Here is an 18,340-nt window from a genome sequence, read left to right as displayed (position 1 = left end):
GTCATGAGAAAGCCCATATAAATGGGTAATGTACAAGTTGCTGTAGAAGCATGTTTAATTCGTCTGATCACAGATACTTTATAAAGTATTTTAATACTTTTTTGAATCCGTCAATGCGTAAGTCCTAATTTCTTAAAACTCAAGCTTCAATCCATTTTCCATCCTGGAATACCAGACTCCACTTGGTTTGCTTGCCTTCAGGTGTTTCCGAACCAATATATTGCGCCTGGTTCTTACGGCTGAATTTCACTAGAGTTGGATTTCCTTCAGGGTCAGCATCCGGCGCTTGTAAAATAAATTGATATTTTGGATCAAGCTGCTCGGCTACGGTACGAAGTTCCACCACTTTCGGTGCACGTGTTTCACGAACTTTCGGGAACTTACTTGCTGCCAGGAATAAACCTGCCGCACCATCACGCAGGACAAAGAAGTCATCATGTTTGGTAGAACGCAAGTGTTCCATTTTGATTGGATCTACACGCGGAGGAGCAGGCTGACCATTCTTTAACACTTTACGGGTATTGTCACAGCTGGTGCAGGCAAAATAAGGACCAAAACGACCGGTCTTAAGCTGCATCTCGCCATCACATTTATCGCATGGAATAGTTGGACCATCATAACCCTTAATTTTGAACTCACCTTCTTCAAGTTCAAAACCGGCACAGTCCGGATTGTTCCCGCAGATATGCAGTTTACGGCCACCATCAATTACATAGCTGTCCATGGCTGTGCCGCAAATCGGACAACGTTTTTTCGACATCAGGTCGGCAGTTTCTGCCGCGTCGTCATCAGACAGCGCTGCCAGAGATTCCACCGGGGTTAAATTCAACGTGCCTTTACAGCGCTCTTTAGGCGGCAGGTTATAGCCTGAACATCCTAAAAATACGCCTGTGGTTCCGGTACGAATCTGCATTGGACGAGAACATTCCGGACAATGCACTGCCTCTACTTCAACAGGTAGGTTACGGCGCATACCGTGTTCGCCTTGCGCTGTAGTCAAGCGTTTCTTAAAGTCGCCATAGAAATTATCTAACAACTCTTTCCAGTTCCGCTGACCATCAGCCACTTTATCCAGCTGACCTTCAAGATCTGCGGTAAAGTCGTAGTTCATCAGGTTATTGAAACTTTCATCCAGACGATCGGTCACGATTTCGCCCATTTTTTCGGCAAAAAGACGACGATTATCCAGCTTTACATAGCCACGGTCTTGAATGGTAGAAATAATGGCTGCATAGGTCGAAGGACGACCGATGCCTTTTTTCTCTAATTCTTTTACCAACGATGCTTCGGTGAAACGTGCCGGTGGTTTGGTAAAATGTTGCGATGGATCGAGCTTCTCAAGTTTAAGCACTTCACCCACTTTAACAGCAGGTAACAGAATATCGTCATCAGCCTTATTTGCACCACGCACTTTGGTGAACCCATCAAAGACCAAGGTACGGCCTTTGGCTTTCAGTTCCACACCGTTGGCATCGACTAAAATGGTTGATGACAGATATTCTGCTGGAGTCATCTGACAGGCTACAAACTGGCGCCAGATCAGGTCATACAAACGCTGTGCATCACGTTCCACACCTGCAAGGCTGTCGCCTTTCAATGCCACATTTGAAGGACGAATTGCTTCATGGGCTTCTTGTGCACCCGCCTTGTTGCCGTAACGATTGGGCTTGGCAGGCAGGTATTTTGCGCCATATTCATTTTCAATATGACCACGCACCATATTGACTGCATCATCACTCAGGAAAGTGGAGTCAGTACGCATATAGGTGATAAAACCCGCTTCATACAGGCGCTGTGCCAGCATCATGGTTTTCTTTACAGAAAAGCCTAAACGTGTGCTTGCAGCCTGTTGCAGGGTTGATGTGATATACGGGGCGCTTGGGTTGACCTTGGTCGGTTTATCTTCACGACTGGCAACTTTATATTCAGCATCTTTAATTAGATTGAGTAAAGCATCAGTTTCAGCTTGATTACGCAGTTTGAGGGTTTTACCGCCCTGCTTCACAGCTTCAAGACGGATATCATCTTTTTGAGATTTGGTGTCTGCAAAAACCTGCCAGTATTCTTCAGGAATAAAGGCACGAATTTCGCGTTCGCGTTCCACCACAAGTTTAACTGCAACTGACTGGACACGACCCGCCGACAGACCACGCGCAATTTTTTCCCAAAGTAATGGCGAGATCATAAAGCCCACAACACGGTCGAGGAAACGACGCGCTTGCTGCGCATTGACCTTGTCGATATCCAGGCGTGCAGGCTGTTTAAAGGCTTCCTGAATGGCATTTTTGGTAATTTCGTTAAATACTACACGCTGATAGCGTGAATCATCCCCACCAATCACTTCTTTTAAATGCCAGGCAATGGCTTCCCCTTCACGGTCCAAATCCGTTGCGAGGTAGACTTCATCGACTTGCGATGCCAGTTTTTTCAATTCCGCCACGACATTTTCTTTGCCAGGAAGCACTTCATAATGCGCTTTCCAACCATGCTCAGGATCAACCCCCATACGGTTGACCAAAGCCTGTTGTGCTTTTTCCGCTTTTTGTTCATCGGTTAATTTGGTACGGGTTGCCGGTTTTTTTTCTGCCGTTTTAGAACCGCCAGTCGGCAAGTCACGAACATGACCTACCGATGATTTCACGATGTAATTTGGACCCAGATATTTGTTGATTGTTTTCGCTTTTGCAGGCGACTCCACAATCACTAAGGCACGTTTGTTCGCAGCACTCGGTGATTTTGCTGTGGTGCTTTTGGATGTGGACCGAGGAGCGTTCGCCATAGTTAACCGTTAATCCTGTTTGATGGGTTTATAAATTAAAATTCAGCCAAAGATGTTAAATAAGCTTTGATGTCATCTAACTGAGTTGCTCGAAGGTCTGATTCTTCATCCCAATAGAGTCCTACACAGTTTGCCTGCATATCAATAGCATAAATGCCCTTTAATGCAATGGGAAAATCGTTAAACTTCTCATCACCTTGCACAACTTTGAGTTTCTGATCTTCCACACGTGCACGCATCAATGGCAGTCGGGCATCTGGAATTAAAACACTGTAATAGGCCACCATACTGGCGCGTTTTTCTGTTGCCATGGGCACTTTGGTCCAATCGGGAGCTGCCACTAAACGCGGATGTAAAGCCATCTTGCGCGCCTTTTCACGCATTAGGCCTAATGCTTTCTCCCTTGGGCTGACACGTAGCCCAAAAATTGAGCCGAGTACAAACAGCACAATGAAGACTGTAATCCAAATTCCAGTATTTTCCATAGCACAACCTTTTTATTCCTTTATTAGAGTTGCATAAGCTGAATATAAAACGCAAGTTACAGCGATGAAATTAATTCAGGAACAGCTCATGACTATACAGGACTTCACTACCATTCCAGTAAATATATCCTTTCTCAATCAATTCCTTAAGCAATAACCGCACATCCGATTTCGGGAAAAGCTGCTCCAGCAAATCGCGCAAAGCATAAATGTCTTTGGGTTTATCGGATTTTAATTCGCGTAGTTTTTGCGCCACAATCACCTGTACCGGATCAATTTTGGAAAAGTTTTTAAATAACTCTTTTTGCGCCTGATGCAATGTTTTGGCCTGTACTTCTTCTACTTCTTGTGAAGATTCAGGGGATAACTCCGCAAAAGCAGAGGACATGTTCTGCGATTTTTCTAAAGATGTTTTCTGCTCCAAGTCCAGTTGCATCCATTGCTTAATGACTTTTTTACGGAAACTGATTTGCTGGTCAAAACGTTTCACAATTTTTAGATTAATCAATAAGCCAGTGAGATGCTGAAGCTGATCATTTTCGACTTGCAAAATATTCGCCAGTGAGTTCTTCAATTTCTCCAGCGTATTCGGTTTACCCTTCATTTTCCCTAAAGCATCACAATACTTTTTGACAAGCAACAAATCCGGTTTTTGCAGAATGGTCTCGACACTGGGAATTTTGTACTTTGTATTTAACGCCGGTTCTTCAGCCTGAACCTGGATCAGACTACAGTTCAGGTTGGAAGACTGCAGCATTTCGAGCAGCATTTCACTGCTTGGCATGGTAGATATGAGTTCAATAGAAACATCGGCATCTAGCAGCGCAAGCAGTTGCCCAACCACAACCGCATACTCAAACTCTTTGTGCTCGACTTCTGCCGTTTCCAGAATGACCACTTGCCCACTGCTGACCCAACTTGAAAATTCCGTTAAATCTTGCAGAGAATATTCAAATTTTCCCTGACAATTAAACAGGTAAATTGCTGCATAATGCGGAATGATGTTACGCAACAATTGCGCAGTCGGCATATTATTTTCAAGATCAAGAAGAACGACTTTATGACTCATATCTTCGAATAAACAGTTCGGCTAGGCAGATGCGGTGCATTAGAACGGGAACCATGGCAAAGGTCAAATACTTTATGCTTCTGGTTTTTTACTCAGTGGCATGACTCGACCTAGTGCTTTAATTTTAGAAGGTTATTCAATGGCGAAGGAAAGGATAAGTTAAGTTCTTTTTCAAATAAAAAAGCCCTGATCAACACCAAGGCTTTAATACACGGACGGGTTCAGCTCAATAATGCGGTGGCCGGTTGGACATCGGATCAAAGGCAGCAATGCCCTCCGATAAATCGGCAGATTCCACACGCTGATAAAGCAGCTGCATTTGCTTCTTTAAATCCATAATTTCAATATGTTGACGTGTTACCTGTTCATTCAGCTGTTCAACTAAATCATCTAAAAATGTAATTCGGACTTGCAAATCTTCCAAGTGTGCGGAAAATGACGCCTGATCATTAAGATTTTTTTGTTTAGTCATTTTAAGTCCTCATTGGGGATTTCAGGAAACAGTATGGCCTATATTACTTTAAGGGATGTCCAACTTGCGTTTGGCGGACCGTCCCTGCTCGACGGCGCGAACTTTAATCTGGAACGCGGTGAACGAGTCTGTTTGATTGGCCGTAATGGTGAGGGTAAGTCTACCTTACTTAAACTCATCGAAGGAAGTTTGCTGCCAGATCGTGGTGAAGTTTCTATACAAAATGGCATCACCATTTCCATGCTGGCCCAAGATGTACCGATGGATTCCGGCAAAGTCGCCGACATTGTAGCCGATGGTGCAGGTGAAGCTGCTGCTGTACTCAAAGCTTATCATGAAGCCAGTGATGCCTGCGTACTGGGAGATATGGAAGCCTGCGACCGCATGGGTAACTTACAGCACAAACTCGATCAAGTCGATGGCTGGGCTTTAGAGAACAAAGTAAATTCAATTTTAAGCAAAATGGGTTTAGACCCGGATGCCGATTTAGCCGATTTGTCCGGTGGTCGTAAACGCCGTGTTCTTTTAGCACGTGCCCTACTCACTCAACCCGATGTACTTTTACTCGACGAACCGACAAACCATCTGGACGTTGAAAGTATTGAATGGCTGGAAAAATTCCTGCTCGATCAAAATAACCTGACCCTGTTATTTATTTCGCATGACCGTTCATTTGTCGACAGCATTGCCACCCGTATTGTCGAGTTGGACCGTGGTCAATTGCGCAGTTTTGAAGGCAACTATTCACGTTACCTTGACCTTAAAGCTCAGCAAATGGAAGCAGAAGAAAAGCAAAATGCTTTATTCGACAAACGTTTAGCTGAAGAAGAAGTCTGGATTCGTCAAGGCATTAAAGCACGCCGTACCCGTAACGAAGGCCGTGTCCGTGCCTTAAAAGAATTGCGTGAGGAATCAAAAGCACGTCGCTCACAGCAAGGCAAAGTGAACATGGCCACTCAGGACGCTAACCGCTCAGGCAAGGTCGTGTTTGAAATTGAGCATTTACGTGTGGCCTTTGGCAATCAGGAACCGATTATCAAAGATTTCTCTGCCTTGGTATTACGTGGCGACCGTATAGGTCTGGTCGGTGATAACGGTGTAGGTAAAACAACCCTGATTAAAGCCATTTTAGGTGAAATTGAACACGGTGGTTCGGTAAAAACAGGCACCCAGCTTGAAATTGCCTATTTTGACCAGTTACGTAATGCACTTGATTTAGAGAAATCGGTTAAAGATAACGTTTCTGAAGGTTCGGACTTTGTCGATGTCAACGGTGGCCGCCGTCATATCTATAGCTATTTACAGGACTTCCTGTTCTCGCCTGAACGTGCGCGTACACCAGTCAAAGCGCTTTCTGGTGGTGAACGTAACCGTATTCTGCTCGCCAAACTGTTGCTCAAACCATCCAATCTGATTGTGATGGATGAACCGACTAATGATCTGGATATGGTGACGCTTGAACTGCTGGAAGAAATGCTCGGCGATTATAAAGGTACTCTGTTACTGATTTCGCATGACCGTGCCTTTATGGACAACGTCGTGACATCCACCTGGGTATTTGACGGCAAAGGCAATATCGATGAATACATCGGCGGTTATCAGGATTACTTGCAACAACGTCCTGATCAGACTGTGGTTGATCAGAAAAGTGATGTCAAAAAAGCCGTGGCCAAAGCAGAAGCCAAAGCGGCTGAACCTGCTCCGGCAAAGAAAGTGAAACTCAGCTATAAAGATCAGCGTGCTTTAGAGCAACTGCCTGCTGAAATGGAAGCGCTGGAAAAAGAGCAAGCTGAAATTAACGCTCAACTTGCCGATGGTTCCCTGTTTGTGAGCGATGCAGACAAAGCCATGAAACTTTCCAACCGCTTGACTGAAATTGATGACCTGTTACTGGAAAAATTAGAGCGTTGGGAAGAATTAGAAAATCTTGTTAACAGCAACTGATCTGATTCATTCTAGGGGCACCTGTAATTGGCGTTGCAGGTGCTTTTTTATTAAAAAAATAACTTCATGTTACACTTGCAAAAAACTTTTGTTCAAAATGGTCACTATGAGTAAAAAGCCAGATTACACTCCCGGAGAATTCCAATGGTCTTTCCTGCTCCCTCAATATTGGGGCATCTGGATTGGGATTGTCTTACTGATGATTTTGGCGATCTTACCTTGGGCGATTCAGTACCGCTTGGCCACTTTTATTGGCAATCTGGCCTTCGACAAGCTGAAATCGCGCCGCAAAACCACAGTCCGTAACCTGGAAGTTTGTTTTCCTGAGTGGTCTGCACAGCAAGTTCAGGAGAATGCACGTCAAGTTTTTATCGACCAGATGATTGGTATTTTTGAAACCTTGAATGCCTGGTACTGCCCGCAATGGTTTAAAGGCCGCGTTACGATTGAAGGTCTGGAACATATTCAAAATGCCCAAGCCGCAGGAAAAGGGGTTTTACTGCTTGGTACGCATTCTACTTTGCTGGATGCCGGTGGCTACCTGTGTGCCCAGTATTTCGAACCGGATGTGGTTTATCGTCCGCAGAACAATCCTTTGCTCGATATGCTGATTTACCGTTGTCGTGCCACTATTTATGCCCACCAGATTGACCATGACGACATGCGTGGCCTGATCCGCAATCTGAAAGAGGGTCATGCCATCTGGTATAGCCCGGATCAGGATTTTGGTTTAAAACAGGGTGTGATGGCACCGTTTTTCGGTACTCCTGCTGCCACGGTAACGGCACATCGCCGTTTACTGAAAATATCCAAAGCCGTACCGATTCCTTTATATTTTTATCGTAGCGGTGATTTAAAAGATCCGCGTTATCATGTGCTGATTGAACCTGTGGTGGATAATCTGCCCAGTGAAGATGAAGTCGATGATGCCACACGTGTCAACCAGATTATTGAACGTCAGCTGCGTATTGCCCCGACCCAATATATGTGGTTCCATCGTCGCTTTAAAACTCGTCCGGAAGGCTTTGAGAAAATCTATTAATAAGATAATTAAGATAACTAGGAAACCTCGCACAGAATCTACTATTGTGTAAAGGCGACAAGGATGTCGCCCGTTGGACTGCGATATCATGGATGTATCGTCAGTTACTTTTGCAGAAACAAAAGTAAAGAATAAACTCCTAATATTGGATAAATGAACGGTAAAACTCCGCTTTGCGACAACCCTAAAGGCAAAAAACCATGAAAGTGATGCAACTTCTTCCTGAACTGAATAGCGGTGGCGTAGAACGCGGTACTTTAGAAATCGCCCGTGCCTTGGTTGCAGAAGGTCATAAATCTTTGGTGGTGTCGAATGGTGGCCGGCTGGTGGCCCAGCTTGAAGCGGAAGGTTCAACACATTTGACGCTAGCCATTCATAAAAAAGCCCTGTCGAGCTTATGGCAAATTCGTCCGCTACGTCAGCTGATTGAACAGCACCAACCAGATATCGTGCATGTACGTTCCCGCGTGCCTGCATGGCTGACCCATTTTGCTTTAAAAGGCATTCCTGCTGCGCGTCGTCCACATTTAATTAGTACCGTGCATGGCTTCTATTCGATTAACCGTTATAGTCAAATTATGACCCAGGCTGAAAAAGTCATTGCAGTATCGGATAGCGTGGTGAAATACATCACCGACAATTATAAAAATTGCCCAGCACAAGATATCGTGCGGATTTACCGTGGTATAGACCCTGTAGCATTTCCGCATAGTTATCAGCCTTCTGCGCAGTGGCTGAATCAAACCTTTAAAGACTTTCCTGAACTGGAAAACAAGTTTTTACTCTGTCTTCCAGGACGGATTACCCGTTTAAAAGGTCATGAAACCCTGATTGGATTGGTCGAAAAATTACAGCAACAATACCCCAACTTGCATGCGGTAGTGGTGGGTGGAGCCGATCCGAAAAAAGCCGCTTATTTGAAAGAAATGCAGGACACAATTCAAGGCAAAGGCTTAACTGACAAAATCACTTTCGTTGGTCATCGCTCAGATATTCGTGAATGGCTGGCATTTAGCGATGTGGTGCTCTCCCTTTCCAATCAGGCAGAAACCTTTGGTCGTACTGCTTTAGAAGCACTATCGGTAGGCACTCCGGTGATTGGCTGGAACCGTGGCGGGGTTGCGGAGATCTTATCGCAGCTGTATCCACAAGGTTTAATTGCCGTGGATGATCACACTGCACTGTTCAATGCAGTCAAGAATCATCTGGATGAACCGCAACAAGTAAAGCCAGTCACAACGTTTAGCTTGAAAGAGATGTGTGATCAGACGCTTCACTTATATAAGCAAGTCTTGAAATAGACTTCATTGATGAGTCATTTTTCAATGGCGACAAGCTGTTAGTAATACCGAAATTAAAAGCAAATTTTCGTAAACATTGAATAATTGGATATATGATGAGGATGGCAGGCATTGATATTTCGAAAGCCATAACGTATTAAACCCTCCACACCCGAAATCGTGCCATGAGCCAAATGAGCAGCGGCCAGAAAATGGTATTGATGATATCGTGCACACTGGCACCAATGTGCCACAGCCCATGATTGATTAAATCATCACGGGCATCCAACAGCTCTGCAGCAATTGCAACAATAAGCACAGCCAAAATCGCCCACTTCGACTTCAACTGATGATGGTGGAAAAACGCCACGATAAAAAATAGCGTCAGCCCTGCATAAATATGTAAAGCATCACGTGATAGTTCAGTAAAATTTACGACATAAATTTTAAGTTCTTGAAATGTTGATAAATACATGGCTGAAATTTTATTTTCAAGAGGTTCTATAAAACCATAGACCCGAGTTCTGCATCCTGCAAAACTCGGGTACATGAGGTTGTGCTTTCAAATGTTATTTTTATTCTGTTATTGCTATCCATTGCTGCATCATATCCATGATGACTTTCTATCAGCCATGTGTTTGATCTTCCATAATGGGATTTTCCTTTCCCGGCTCCTTGGCTGATGAGTACAGATTAAGCTAGTTTATAAAAAAGAAACATTCGCAATTGACCTAAATCAATGTAAGCCATTTCGTACACTTTTCTATTATTTAATCTGCCTGCTTGATTGCATTTTTATAGCTCTGGGTAATTTCATCGGTGACTGGTTTTTCTTCTTTTTCAGCTTTTTCAATACCTTCTTTTATTGTTTCTTGTGCCTGCTGTTCATCAGCATCCGTTTGCTCCAGTTCTTCTTGCACCCGTTCAAAAACACGTCCTGTCTGTAAAACCACATAAACCGGAAAATGGTCTGAACCGACATGAGGCAACCGTTTCATGTGAACCAAAGCAAAATCAGTACTGTGAAAAATATGATCCAGTGACCAACGCAATAAGGGATAATCGGCATGGAAGGTATTGACAAAGTGACGCCCCACCCGTGGATCGAGCAAACCACTCATGCGCTGAAACAGTCGGGTCGTTCGCGACCAGGCCACATCATTCAAGTCTCCCATCACAATACAGCTTTCATCCAGATCCTTGATCTGGTCACCCACAATTAATAGTTCCGCATCCCGTAGCGTCGAATCTTTCGCTTCAGTGGGGCTCGGCGGTTTGGGATGCAAGCAATAAAGTTGTACCGGTTGACCTGAACGTAAAATGACTGTGGTATGAATGGAAGGAATCTCATTACTTAAAATGAACTTGACCTCGGTATCTTTCAGCTCTAAACGGCTATACAAATGCATGCCGTATAAATTATCCAGAGGTACAGGCACCCGATAGGGATAATCTTTTTCAATCGCGGAAAGTGCTTTTTGCCAGACCCGATCTGATTCTAGCGTTAACAGCAAATCTGGCTGATGCTTTTGAATCTGCTCAATCAACAACTGGTATTGGGTATTTGACGTTAGTACATTGGAAATGATCAGGGAAATTTGCTTGTCTGGATTCAGCTGATGTTTGCGAACATGCTTGACCTGCTTTTTCCAAAGAAAGGTATAAGGCAGCACCATTTTGAGCTGGTACGCCAGTGCCGCAATCAGACCGATAAAAATAATTTCCCGTGTTAAATTCCAGGGTTGGTCCCAGACCAGCAGCAGAACAAAAGCAATCAGTCCTAAAACCAGAATTTGTAGCCGTGGAAAATCAGCACCTCGAATCCACCACTCATCCCGTGGAATCAGTGACCAGAATGTCAGCCATATCACTAAAACTGCAATTATTTCCACCCAAATCATCAGCTTTACTCTGTTTATCTTGGTAATTCGATCTGCAGTTGAAAAACTTTATCAATTTTGTATGTAACATAAACAAGAGATTTCTCTCAATAATATTGATGTTTTCATTATGTAGTACTTGCAGTCACGTCCCTTTTTGATACACTCGAATCCCTTTTGATTTTTTTTAACGCACCGAGGCGAAGTGGCATGAAAGTAGGTCTGGTCGGTTGGCGCGGGATGGTAGGTTCCGTCCTTATGCAACGTATGGTTGAAGAGAATGATTTTGCTCATTTTGAGCCATTCTATTTTTCTACCAGTAATGCAGGTGGTGAAGCGCCTGCGTTTGGCGGTAAGACTGCCCCAGCACTTATGGATGCGACAGACATTAACAGTCTGAAGCAAATGGATGTCATTATTACCTGCCAGGGTGGTGATTACACCACTGACATTTTCCCGAAACTGAAAGCTGAAGGCTGGAATGGTTACTGGATTGATGCAGCTTCTACCTTACGTATGGATGATGAAGCCATCATCGTGCTTGATCCGGTCAACATGAACGTGATTAAAGATGGCCTGGTGAATGGTACTAAAACATTCGTTGGCGGTAACTGTACCGTTTCCTTAATGCTGATGGGCTTAGGTGGTCTGTTCCAAAACAATTTAGTGGAATGGGCAACTTCGATGACTTATCAGGCCGCTTCTGGTGCGGGCGCGCAAAACATGCGTGAACTCATCAACGGTATGGGTTACTTGTATAACAATACTAAAGATTTGTTAGATGACCCTCGCTCTCCAATTTTAGAGATCGATTCTAAAATTGCGGCTTTACAACGCAGCGAAGGTTTCCCATCAGCAAACTTTGGCGTGCCTTTAGCAGGTTCTTTGATTCCGTATATCGACAAACAGCTTGAAAGCGGTCAGTCGAAAGAAGAATGGAAAGGCCAGGTTGAAACCAACAAGATTCTGGGTAACTCGCAGATTGTTCCTATTGATGGTCACTGTGTGCGTATTGGTGCAATGCGCTGCCATTCTCAAGCACTTACATTGAAATTGAAGAAAGATGTACCGCTTGATGAAATCGAAGACATTATCCGTAATGCAAACGATTGGGCAAAAGTCGTTCCCAACACCCGTGAAGCATCGATGACCGATCTGACGCCAGTGGCTGTTACAGGTACCCTGTCTGTTCCAGTGGGCCGTTTGCGTAAACTGAATATGGGTAAAGAATACCTTGGCGCATTCACTGTCGGCGATCAGCTGCTATGGGGTGCTGCAGAACCTTTACGCCGTATGTTACGTATCCTGATTGATTACAAAAATGCTTAAGTGCTAAATGAAAGAAAAGCCGATCACAATTGATCGGCTTTTTTATGTATCCTTTATGTTAAATGTTTTACAATTCTGCAACACCTCGTTAATGTATAACTTTCGCAATACGATAAGAAACCGAGCTAAAGATTAAGATGACCGTATATAACAAATTAAAGATAGCCATTTTAGCCATTATTGCTTCGCAGAATATTCATGCGATTACTATTGATCCTATTCAAGTTCAATCTGCAGCAGGTGAATTATTGTATGCGGAAATGAATTTTCGCAATGCTGATCCTCATGCACAAATCCAGGCCAGCCTGGCTGATGCAGAAGATATCGCAACTTTAGGCGCTGTCTATCATGCTCCCGGACATCTCAATTTCTTTACCCGTCACGATAGCTCGGGCAATGGTGTCATTACTATTACCTCATCACGCCCCTTAACGGATGCTGAATTGAACATTATTGTTAAAATTCAGGAAGGTAATGCGACACGTTTACAGCATATCAAGACCCCTCTGAAGCGCAGCCAGGTAAATACTCAGGCACGGGTCTCAGGCAATGAAAAACCTTTAATGCCTATCACCATTGTGAATGAAAAAGATATTGCCTTACAACTGCCTGAAAGTACGCAATTTCGGATTGAAAAACCACAAACGGCACTACCACAATCATTTGAAGCACCATTAATGGTACATAAAGCGGCACCGCCGATTTTAAATAGTACCTCTGCTGCACCCACCGTCATTTCAGCAATGGCGACACTATCTGCCCAGCCGGTTCAGACTCCACAAAATGCGCCACTCAAAACCAAGAGTTCCATTGCAGCACAACGTTTGACAAAAAATGAAGCGAAAATTTCAGCTAATTCAAACAACTCGAATAACAATGTCTCCACAGACCCTTTAGTCAGACAATATGCAGCATCTGCACATCAACACGTAGCTAAAGCAAAAGTAACGGCAGAACCTGTAGCAGCCGCTGCGCCAAAAGCCAAATCAGAAACAGTGCCTACACCATCATCTCAGCCTGCGGCTACAGCACCAGCCAACCAGCATGTGGTGCAATCGAATGAATCACTGTGGGCAATTGCCTCACGTGTGGCCACTGAGCAAAATCGTCCGATTGGCGAAGTCATGAAACAAATCAAGGCCAATAATGAACATGCCTTTATTCAAGGTGATGTGAACCGTTTACGCCGTGGCGCTGCTTTGAATTTAAATACTTTGACCAGCCCTAAAGAAGAGCAAAAAGCAAAAGTTGCCCATTTAGCCCAAGCCCCTTCCAAACCGTCCAATCAGTCGGCTAAAGCCAAATATCGCTTGAATCAGGCAGAAATGAGCCTGGTTGCAGAGAAAGAACAAGATTCAGCCAGCGGTTCTGCCAAAAAGAACACAGAAAAAAGGCAAACTTCAAATGAATTATCATTAAAAGTTATGACATCGCGTGAAAAAACCGTTAAATTACAGAGAAACGTAACACAGTTAGAATTGGCATTGCGTAACAAGGATCACAGAATTCAATTATTAAATACTCGTCTTGCCCAATTGCAGCAACAATTGAAAGCACAACAAGTACAGAAAAAGCCAACGCACTAAGGGTGTTATACAATTTGATTTTTTAGGATGGGTTTCATGGATAAAAACTCAATCCTGTAAGGGGTAACAACATGCTGCTTTATGTGATTCCGTTTATATTGTTATTAGTGATCGCAGTTGTATTAAAAAAGCGCGAGGCAAGTAAACAAACAGAACAAACACCAAAGACGAAAAGCAAAAAAGTCACTTCAACCAAAAAGTCACCGCAAAAAACTCAAATTGTGGAAAGCTCGGTTGTTGCAAAGAAAAAAACCACCCCTTTAGCTGCCGATGTCCGCAGTAAAATTGAAGCCCTGATTCACGAAAAGAACTTTTTCTCGGCCGAAGCACAGATTAATCAGGCTTTAAATAAAGACAATTCACAGCATGAGTTGTATTTGCTGTTGCTGGACATTCACATCTTGCAAAAAGATGAATTTGCCATCAGCCAGCTGATTAATCACTTGCGCTCATTAGAACTGGATGATTTTTTAGAACAGGCACTTGCTAAAAAATCAGCATATGAAAAACAAACACTAGGTTCTAAAGATGCCATTGAGTTTAAGCCATCATCAACTGTTGCTAAAGCAGCTGAACCAGCGGTTGCAGAAACAAAAAATACGGCTGCTTTTGATGCTTTAATGAGTGATGCTGCACCCGCTGCAACAAAAAATGATCTTGCCTTTGATCAGTTACAGCAGGAATCACTTTCAGCTCAGCCGGAAGTCGTTAAGGAAATCAAACCTCTTGATTTCGATTCTGCATCTTTAAATACAGCACCAAAAGCAGAAATAGCAGCTACTCCGGTGGAAGAAATCAAACCCCTTGATTTCAGCAGCCTATCGCTGGATTCAGTGGCAGAAGCAGCAACTGCACCAGCTGAAGAAATCAAGCCTTTAGATTTTACTAACTTTAAGCTTGATCCTGTACCTGTGGCAGAAACAAAACCGGAAGCTGCCCCAGTTCAAGAAATTCAGCCTCTGGATTTCTCATTTAGTTTAGACACTGCAACAACCGGGCAAGCAAAAACAGAGAAAGCGGCTAGCATTGAACCTACTGTAGAAGAAAAACCTGAATTTAATTTTGATTTTTCCGTTGCAGAAACTCCAGTAGCTGAAACAAAAGTTGTAACTGAAGAAATTACGCCAAGCCTGGAACTGGACTTTAATTTAGAGTCAACAAGCACGGTTGAAGAACCAGCTGCAGAAGTAGCACCAGCGAAAGCCGCAGGCCTAAACTTTGATATTAGCAATATCAGCTCATCTGCAGCCAAAGCAGATAAAAATGATCCATTGGTTCAGTCCTTCCCCGAACTGATTGAAGTCAATGAAATCAATCTGAATCTGGAACTGGCACAGCAATATATTCAACTCGGTGCTTTTGAATCGGCACGTGAACTATTGACCGAGCAAGAGGCTGCTTACACGCCAGAACAACGCCAACAGGCAGATCATTTACGCAATCAAATAGCATCTTAAGCAATTTCGATCTACTATAAAGCAGTCATCCTTGGCTGCTTTTTTTATGATGAAAAAAATAGCGTTAATCTATATGGGCGGTACATTTGGCTGTATTGGTGATCCACTCAGCCCTATGCCAGCTGAACAATTTATTCCGAAACTGCAACATGTTCTCCCTCTCGATCAGCAGATCGAATGTTTTGTTGCACCAGTCATTCAGGACAGCAGTGCCTGCACAGCCACAGACTGGCTGAAACTGGTTCAATCTATTCAACAGCTTCAGTTACAGCAGTTTGAGCATTTTGTGGTTATTCACGGAACAGATACCTTGAGTTATGCCAGTGCCGTGCTGTCACGCTTTCTGGGTCAATCCGCGCATGTGGTCATGACCGGCAGCCAGTATCCCCTGTTAAATACTGCGGGAGACAATACCCGTGAATTTACCGATGCCATTGATAATTTAAACTTTGCTCTGGACTGTGTAGTTAAATACCCGGTGGGAGTTTATTTAGCCTTTCATCATCATTTAATACATGCACAGACAGCATTAAAAATCCATACCACAGAACTGGATGCCTTTAGCGGTAAAAACGCAGCGGAACCCATTTCCCACAGCTCCATCTATATAGTTCATGACAATGATCTCCACAAGGCAGCGAGGTTTAACTGTTTAAGCCTGATGATGCAGCCGCTGGATTTGGTCCAGCAAATTGCCAATCTGCAAACCATTTGCCAAGCACCGCCAAACTGCCTGATTCTGCAAGGTTTTGGTACAGGAAACCTGGCTGTGAATGACCAATTCATGGCTTGCATTCAAAAACTGCAACAAGCAGGCTGTGCCGTAATTCTCACCACTCAGGTGCCTTTTGGTGGTATTGATCAGCGTTATGCCATCAGCCAATGGATCCAGCAGACCCATATTCTTCTGAATGACTGTTTGGGACATGCAGATCTTTATGCAAAAGCGCTGAAAATGTATTTACAATACGATGCTGTAGACCAATGGCAGGCACATTGGCATGATCACATGTAATTTGAGGTAAATATGCAACGTTTTGCAGTCGGTATTGAGTTTTGTGGCATTCGATATAGAGGTTGGCAAACTCAACAGCCTGGCGTACCAAGCGTGCAGGAAACCATTGAAAAAGTACTGAGCAAAATTGCTGATGAACCGATCATTTTACATGGCGCAGGCCGTACCGATGCCGGTGTCCATGCCACCAATATGGTTGCCCATTTCGATACCCATGCTATCCGCCCGATTCGTGGCTGGCTAATGGGCGCAAACAGTCAGCTTCCTAAAGACATCGCCTTCCAGTGGATCAAGGAAATGGACAGCGATTTCCATGCTCGTTTTAAAGCTCAGGCACGCCGTTATCGCTATGTCGTCTATAACAATCCGCAGCGCCCTGCACTTCTGCATAAACAGGTCACCCATGTCTACTATCCGCTGGATGTGGAGAAGATGATTGCTGCAGCGAAAAAATTTGAAGGCACGCATAATTTTGAAAGTTTCCGTGCTGCAGCCTGCCAGTCCAATCAGCCGGTCCGGCATGTCAAACATTGTCGCCTCATTCGACATGGCTGTTATCTGGTGTTAGATATTCAGGCAGATGGCTTCTTGCACCATATGGTACGTAACATCATGGGCTGTTTACTGGAAATCGGTCAGGGCATGTATGAAGTTGACCATATTGACCATATTTTTGCCGCTGAAGATCGCAAAGCAGCAGGAATCACCGCACCACCGGATGGCTTGTATTTTATCCACGCTGATTATCCGGAACAGTTTGATCTGCCGAAAATGCCATTAGGCCCGCATTGGCTGAATATGCCGGAGTGATTTCTTTTAAAAATTTTGACATCCCCTCACCCCTACAAAAATACGGTAATGAAAAATCCCTCCTTTCAGGAGGGACTTAGGGAGATAGTTTAACGCTGCTTCCGCTTTCGATATTCCACCGGGGTTTCATTGGTCCAGCGCTTAAAAGCCCGATAAAAAGTGCTGGGTTCGGAAAACCCGGTCAGATACACAATCCGTTCCACGCTTTCTGCCGTATTGGCCAATAATTTCTTTGCCAAACGGCAACGATAATCGGACAAAATTTGCTGAAAACTGGTATTGGCTTCACTCAGCTGGGTACGTAAACGGCGCGGCGTGATATTTAGATGTGTAGCTACGGTTTCCAAAGTGGTTTCGCCACTTTCTAAAGTCGAACCAATTGCACGGCGTACTTCACCGACCAGATCATAACGCGCCAGTTCCTGCAGCTTTTCAATCGCCAATTGCTCATGTAACTGTAACAGTTCTGGCTCTGCTTGCCATAACTGGTAATCTAAAATTGCAGGATCGAAATATAAACGGGTTTCTTTTTGCCCCAAGCTGACTGGACATTCATAGACCCGGAAATATTCATCATCAGGTGCACCCTGACTGAAATTAAAATCGATATAGATCGGCTGAAAACGACCTTCGGTAATAAACTTGAAGAAACGCAATACGCCTGATAGCGCACATTCAGAAAAATGCCGATTAACAATATTTTCGCCCCAAGGTTGCTCACCATTGGTTAAATAACAACGGTCATCTTCAATCACCAGTTTGGCATGGAAAGCATCACTGATCAGGCGCTGATAAGCCAGTGCACGTTTGAGGCCTTCACCAAAGTTTTCACTGGAAATAAACAGGTGCTCAATCACCTGCCCCCGGTATAAAGGCAGGTGTTCGCCCAAATGCAAACCAATATCGGGATCTTTACTGACCTCTTCCGCAGCCACCCAAAACGCATATTGAGCACTAAGCGGGGTACGGTCATTGGTTTCGACCTGATTTAAGGCCACACCAGCTTTCATTAAAATTTCTTCAGTTGGCAAACCTGCACGACGGATGGCTTGATAACCCAATCGTAAAACAACTGATGCATCAGTTAGCTGACCCACGCAAAGACCTTCCTTGTATGTTCTTCATTTATACTTAAAAAGATTGATTTTAGATTAACTGCGATTGACCAAACTGACAACATGACAATGGGCTT

At 44.0% G+C, this 18,340-nt stretch carries 15 protein-coding genes; 8 read left to right on the top strand and 7 right to left on the bottom strand.

Annotation, left to right across the window (positions count from 1 at the left end):
* Positions 1–139 precede the first annotated feature (139 nt).
* From topA to FTU91_RS08125, 4 genes are all read right to left on the bottom strand, one after another.
* Positions 140–2,779 carry a type I DNA topoisomerase gene (topA, locus tag FTU91_RS08140; protein WP_180081742.1) on the bottom strand — a complete coding sequence of 880 codons (2,640 nt, stop codon included), beginning with the start codon at positions 2,777–2,779 and terminating at the stop codon, positions 140–142.
* 35 nt (positions 2,780–2,814) lie between these two features.
* Positions 2,815–3,264 carry an ammonium transporter gene (locus FTU91_RS08135; protein WP_086195324.1) on the bottom strand — a complete coding sequence of 150 codons (450 nt, stop codon included), beginning with the start codon at positions 3,262–3,264 and terminating at the stop codon, positions 2,815–2,817.
* 70 nt (positions 3,265–3,334) lie between these two features.
* Positions 3,335–4,333: a hypothetical protein gene (locus FTU91_RS08130; protein WP_180081741.1), complete on the bottom strand. Its 999-nt coding sequence runs from the start codon at positions 4,331–4,333 to the stop codon at positions 3,335–3,337.
* A gap of 226 nt (positions 4,334–4,559) precedes the next feature.
* Entirely contained in the window at positions 4,560–4,805 is a 246-nt protein-coding gene (locus FTU91_RS08125) for a SlyX family protein (RefSeq protein ID WP_086195322.1), read from the bottom strand.
* A gap of 33 nt (positions 4,806–4,838) precedes the next feature.
* On the opposite strand from FTU91_RS08125, the gene FTU91_RS08120 reads away from it, so the two are divergent.
* The 3 genes from FTU91_RS08120 (at position 4,839) to FTU91_RS08110 (ending at position 9,092) form a co-directional block, all read left to right on the top strand.
* On the top strand, positions 4,839–6,749 hold the full coding sequence (locus tag FTU91_RS08120; protein WP_180081739.1) for an ATP-binding cassette domain-containing protein: 1,911 nt from the start codon (positions 4,839–4,841) through the stop codon (positions 6,747–6,749).
* Between the two features lie 106 nt (positions 6,750–6,855).
* A complete protein-coding gene (locus tag FTU91_RS08115; protein WP_180081738.1) occupies positions 6,856–7,791 on the top strand; it encodes a lauroyl acyltransferase in 936 nt (311 codons plus the stop codon).
* A 200-nt stretch (positions 7,792–7,991) separates the two neighbouring features.
* The gene (locus FTU91_RS08110) at positions 7,992–9,092 is read left to right on the top strand and encodes a glycosyltransferase family 4 protein (RefSeq protein ID WP_180081737.1); all 1,101 of its coding nucleotides are present in this window, start codon (positions 7,992–7,994) and stop codon (positions 9,090–9,092) included.
* 136 nt (positions 9,093–9,228) lie between these two features.
* Here the strand turns inward: FTU91_RS08110 and FTU91_RS08105 are convergent, their stop codons facing one another.
* Both FTU91_RS08105 and FTU91_RS08100 read right to left on the bottom strand, forming a co-directional pair.
* Positions 9,229–9,621, bottom strand: a complete 393-nt coding sequence (locus FTU91_RS08105) for a hypothetical protein (protein ID WP_257221696.1) — start codon at positions 9,619–9,621, stop codon at positions 9,229–9,231.
* 220 nt (positions 9,622–9,841) lie between these two features.
* A complete protein-coding gene (locus tag FTU91_RS08100) occupies positions 9,842–10,972 on the bottom strand; it encodes an endonuclease/exonuclease/phosphatase family protein (RefSeq protein ID WP_180081735.1) in 1,131 nt (376 codons plus the stop codon).
* Positions 10,973–11,161: 189 nt separating this feature from the next.
* On the opposite strand from FTU91_RS08100, the gene asd reads away from it, so the two are divergent.
* From asd to truA, 5 genes are all read left to right on the top strand, one after another.
* On the top strand, positions 11,162–12,280 hold the full coding sequence (gene asd, locus FTU91_RS08095) for an aspartate-semialdehyde dehydrogenase (RefSeq protein WP_180081733.1): 1,119 nt from the start codon (positions 11,162–11,164) through the stop codon (positions 12,278–12,280).
* A 137-nt stretch (positions 12,281–12,417) separates the two neighbouring features.
* A complete protein-coding gene (locus FTU91_RS08090; protein WP_180081732.1) occupies positions 12,418–13,866 on the top strand; it encodes a FimV family protein in 1,449 nt (482 codons plus the stop codon).
* Between the two features lie 71 nt (positions 13,867–13,937).
* Positions 13,938–15,323: a hypothetical protein gene (locus FTU91_RS08085; RefSeq protein WP_180081731.1), complete on the top strand. Its 1,386-nt coding sequence runs from the start codon at positions 13,938–13,940 to the stop codon at positions 15,321–15,323.
* 46 nt (positions 15,324–15,369) lie between these two features.
* A complete protein-coding gene (locus tag FTU91_RS08080) occupies positions 15,370–16,338 on the top strand; it encodes an asparaginase (RefSeq protein WP_180081730.1) in 969 nt (322 codons plus the stop codon).
* A 12-nt stretch (positions 16,339–16,350) separates the two neighbouring features.
* Positions 16,351–17,148 carry a tRNA pseudouridine(38-40) synthase TruA gene (gene truA / locus FTU91_RS08075; protein WP_180081729.1) on the top strand — a complete coding sequence of 266 codons (798 nt, stop codon included), beginning with the start codon at positions 16,351–16,353 and terminating at the stop codon, positions 17,146–17,148.
* A gap of 89 nt (positions 17,149–17,237) precedes the next feature.
* Here truA and FTU91_RS08070 read toward each other — a convergent pair whose 3' ends face one another.
* Positions 17,238–18,245, bottom strand: coding sequence for an AraC family transcriptional regulator (locus tag FTU91_RS08070; protein ID WP_086195313.1), 1,008 nt, complete (start codon positions 18,243–18,245; stop codon positions 17,238–17,240).
* Positions 18,246–18,340: the final 95 nt, after the last annotated feature.

This window comes from Acinetobacter sp. YH12201 (assembly GCF_013418145.1).
Taxonomy (GTDB): Bacteria; Pseudomonadota; Gammaproteobacteria; order Pseudomonadales; family Moraxellaceae; genus Acinetobacter.
Note: the sequence above shows the minus strand (reverse complement) of the source record. Positions and strands in the feature narration are given on the sequence as shown.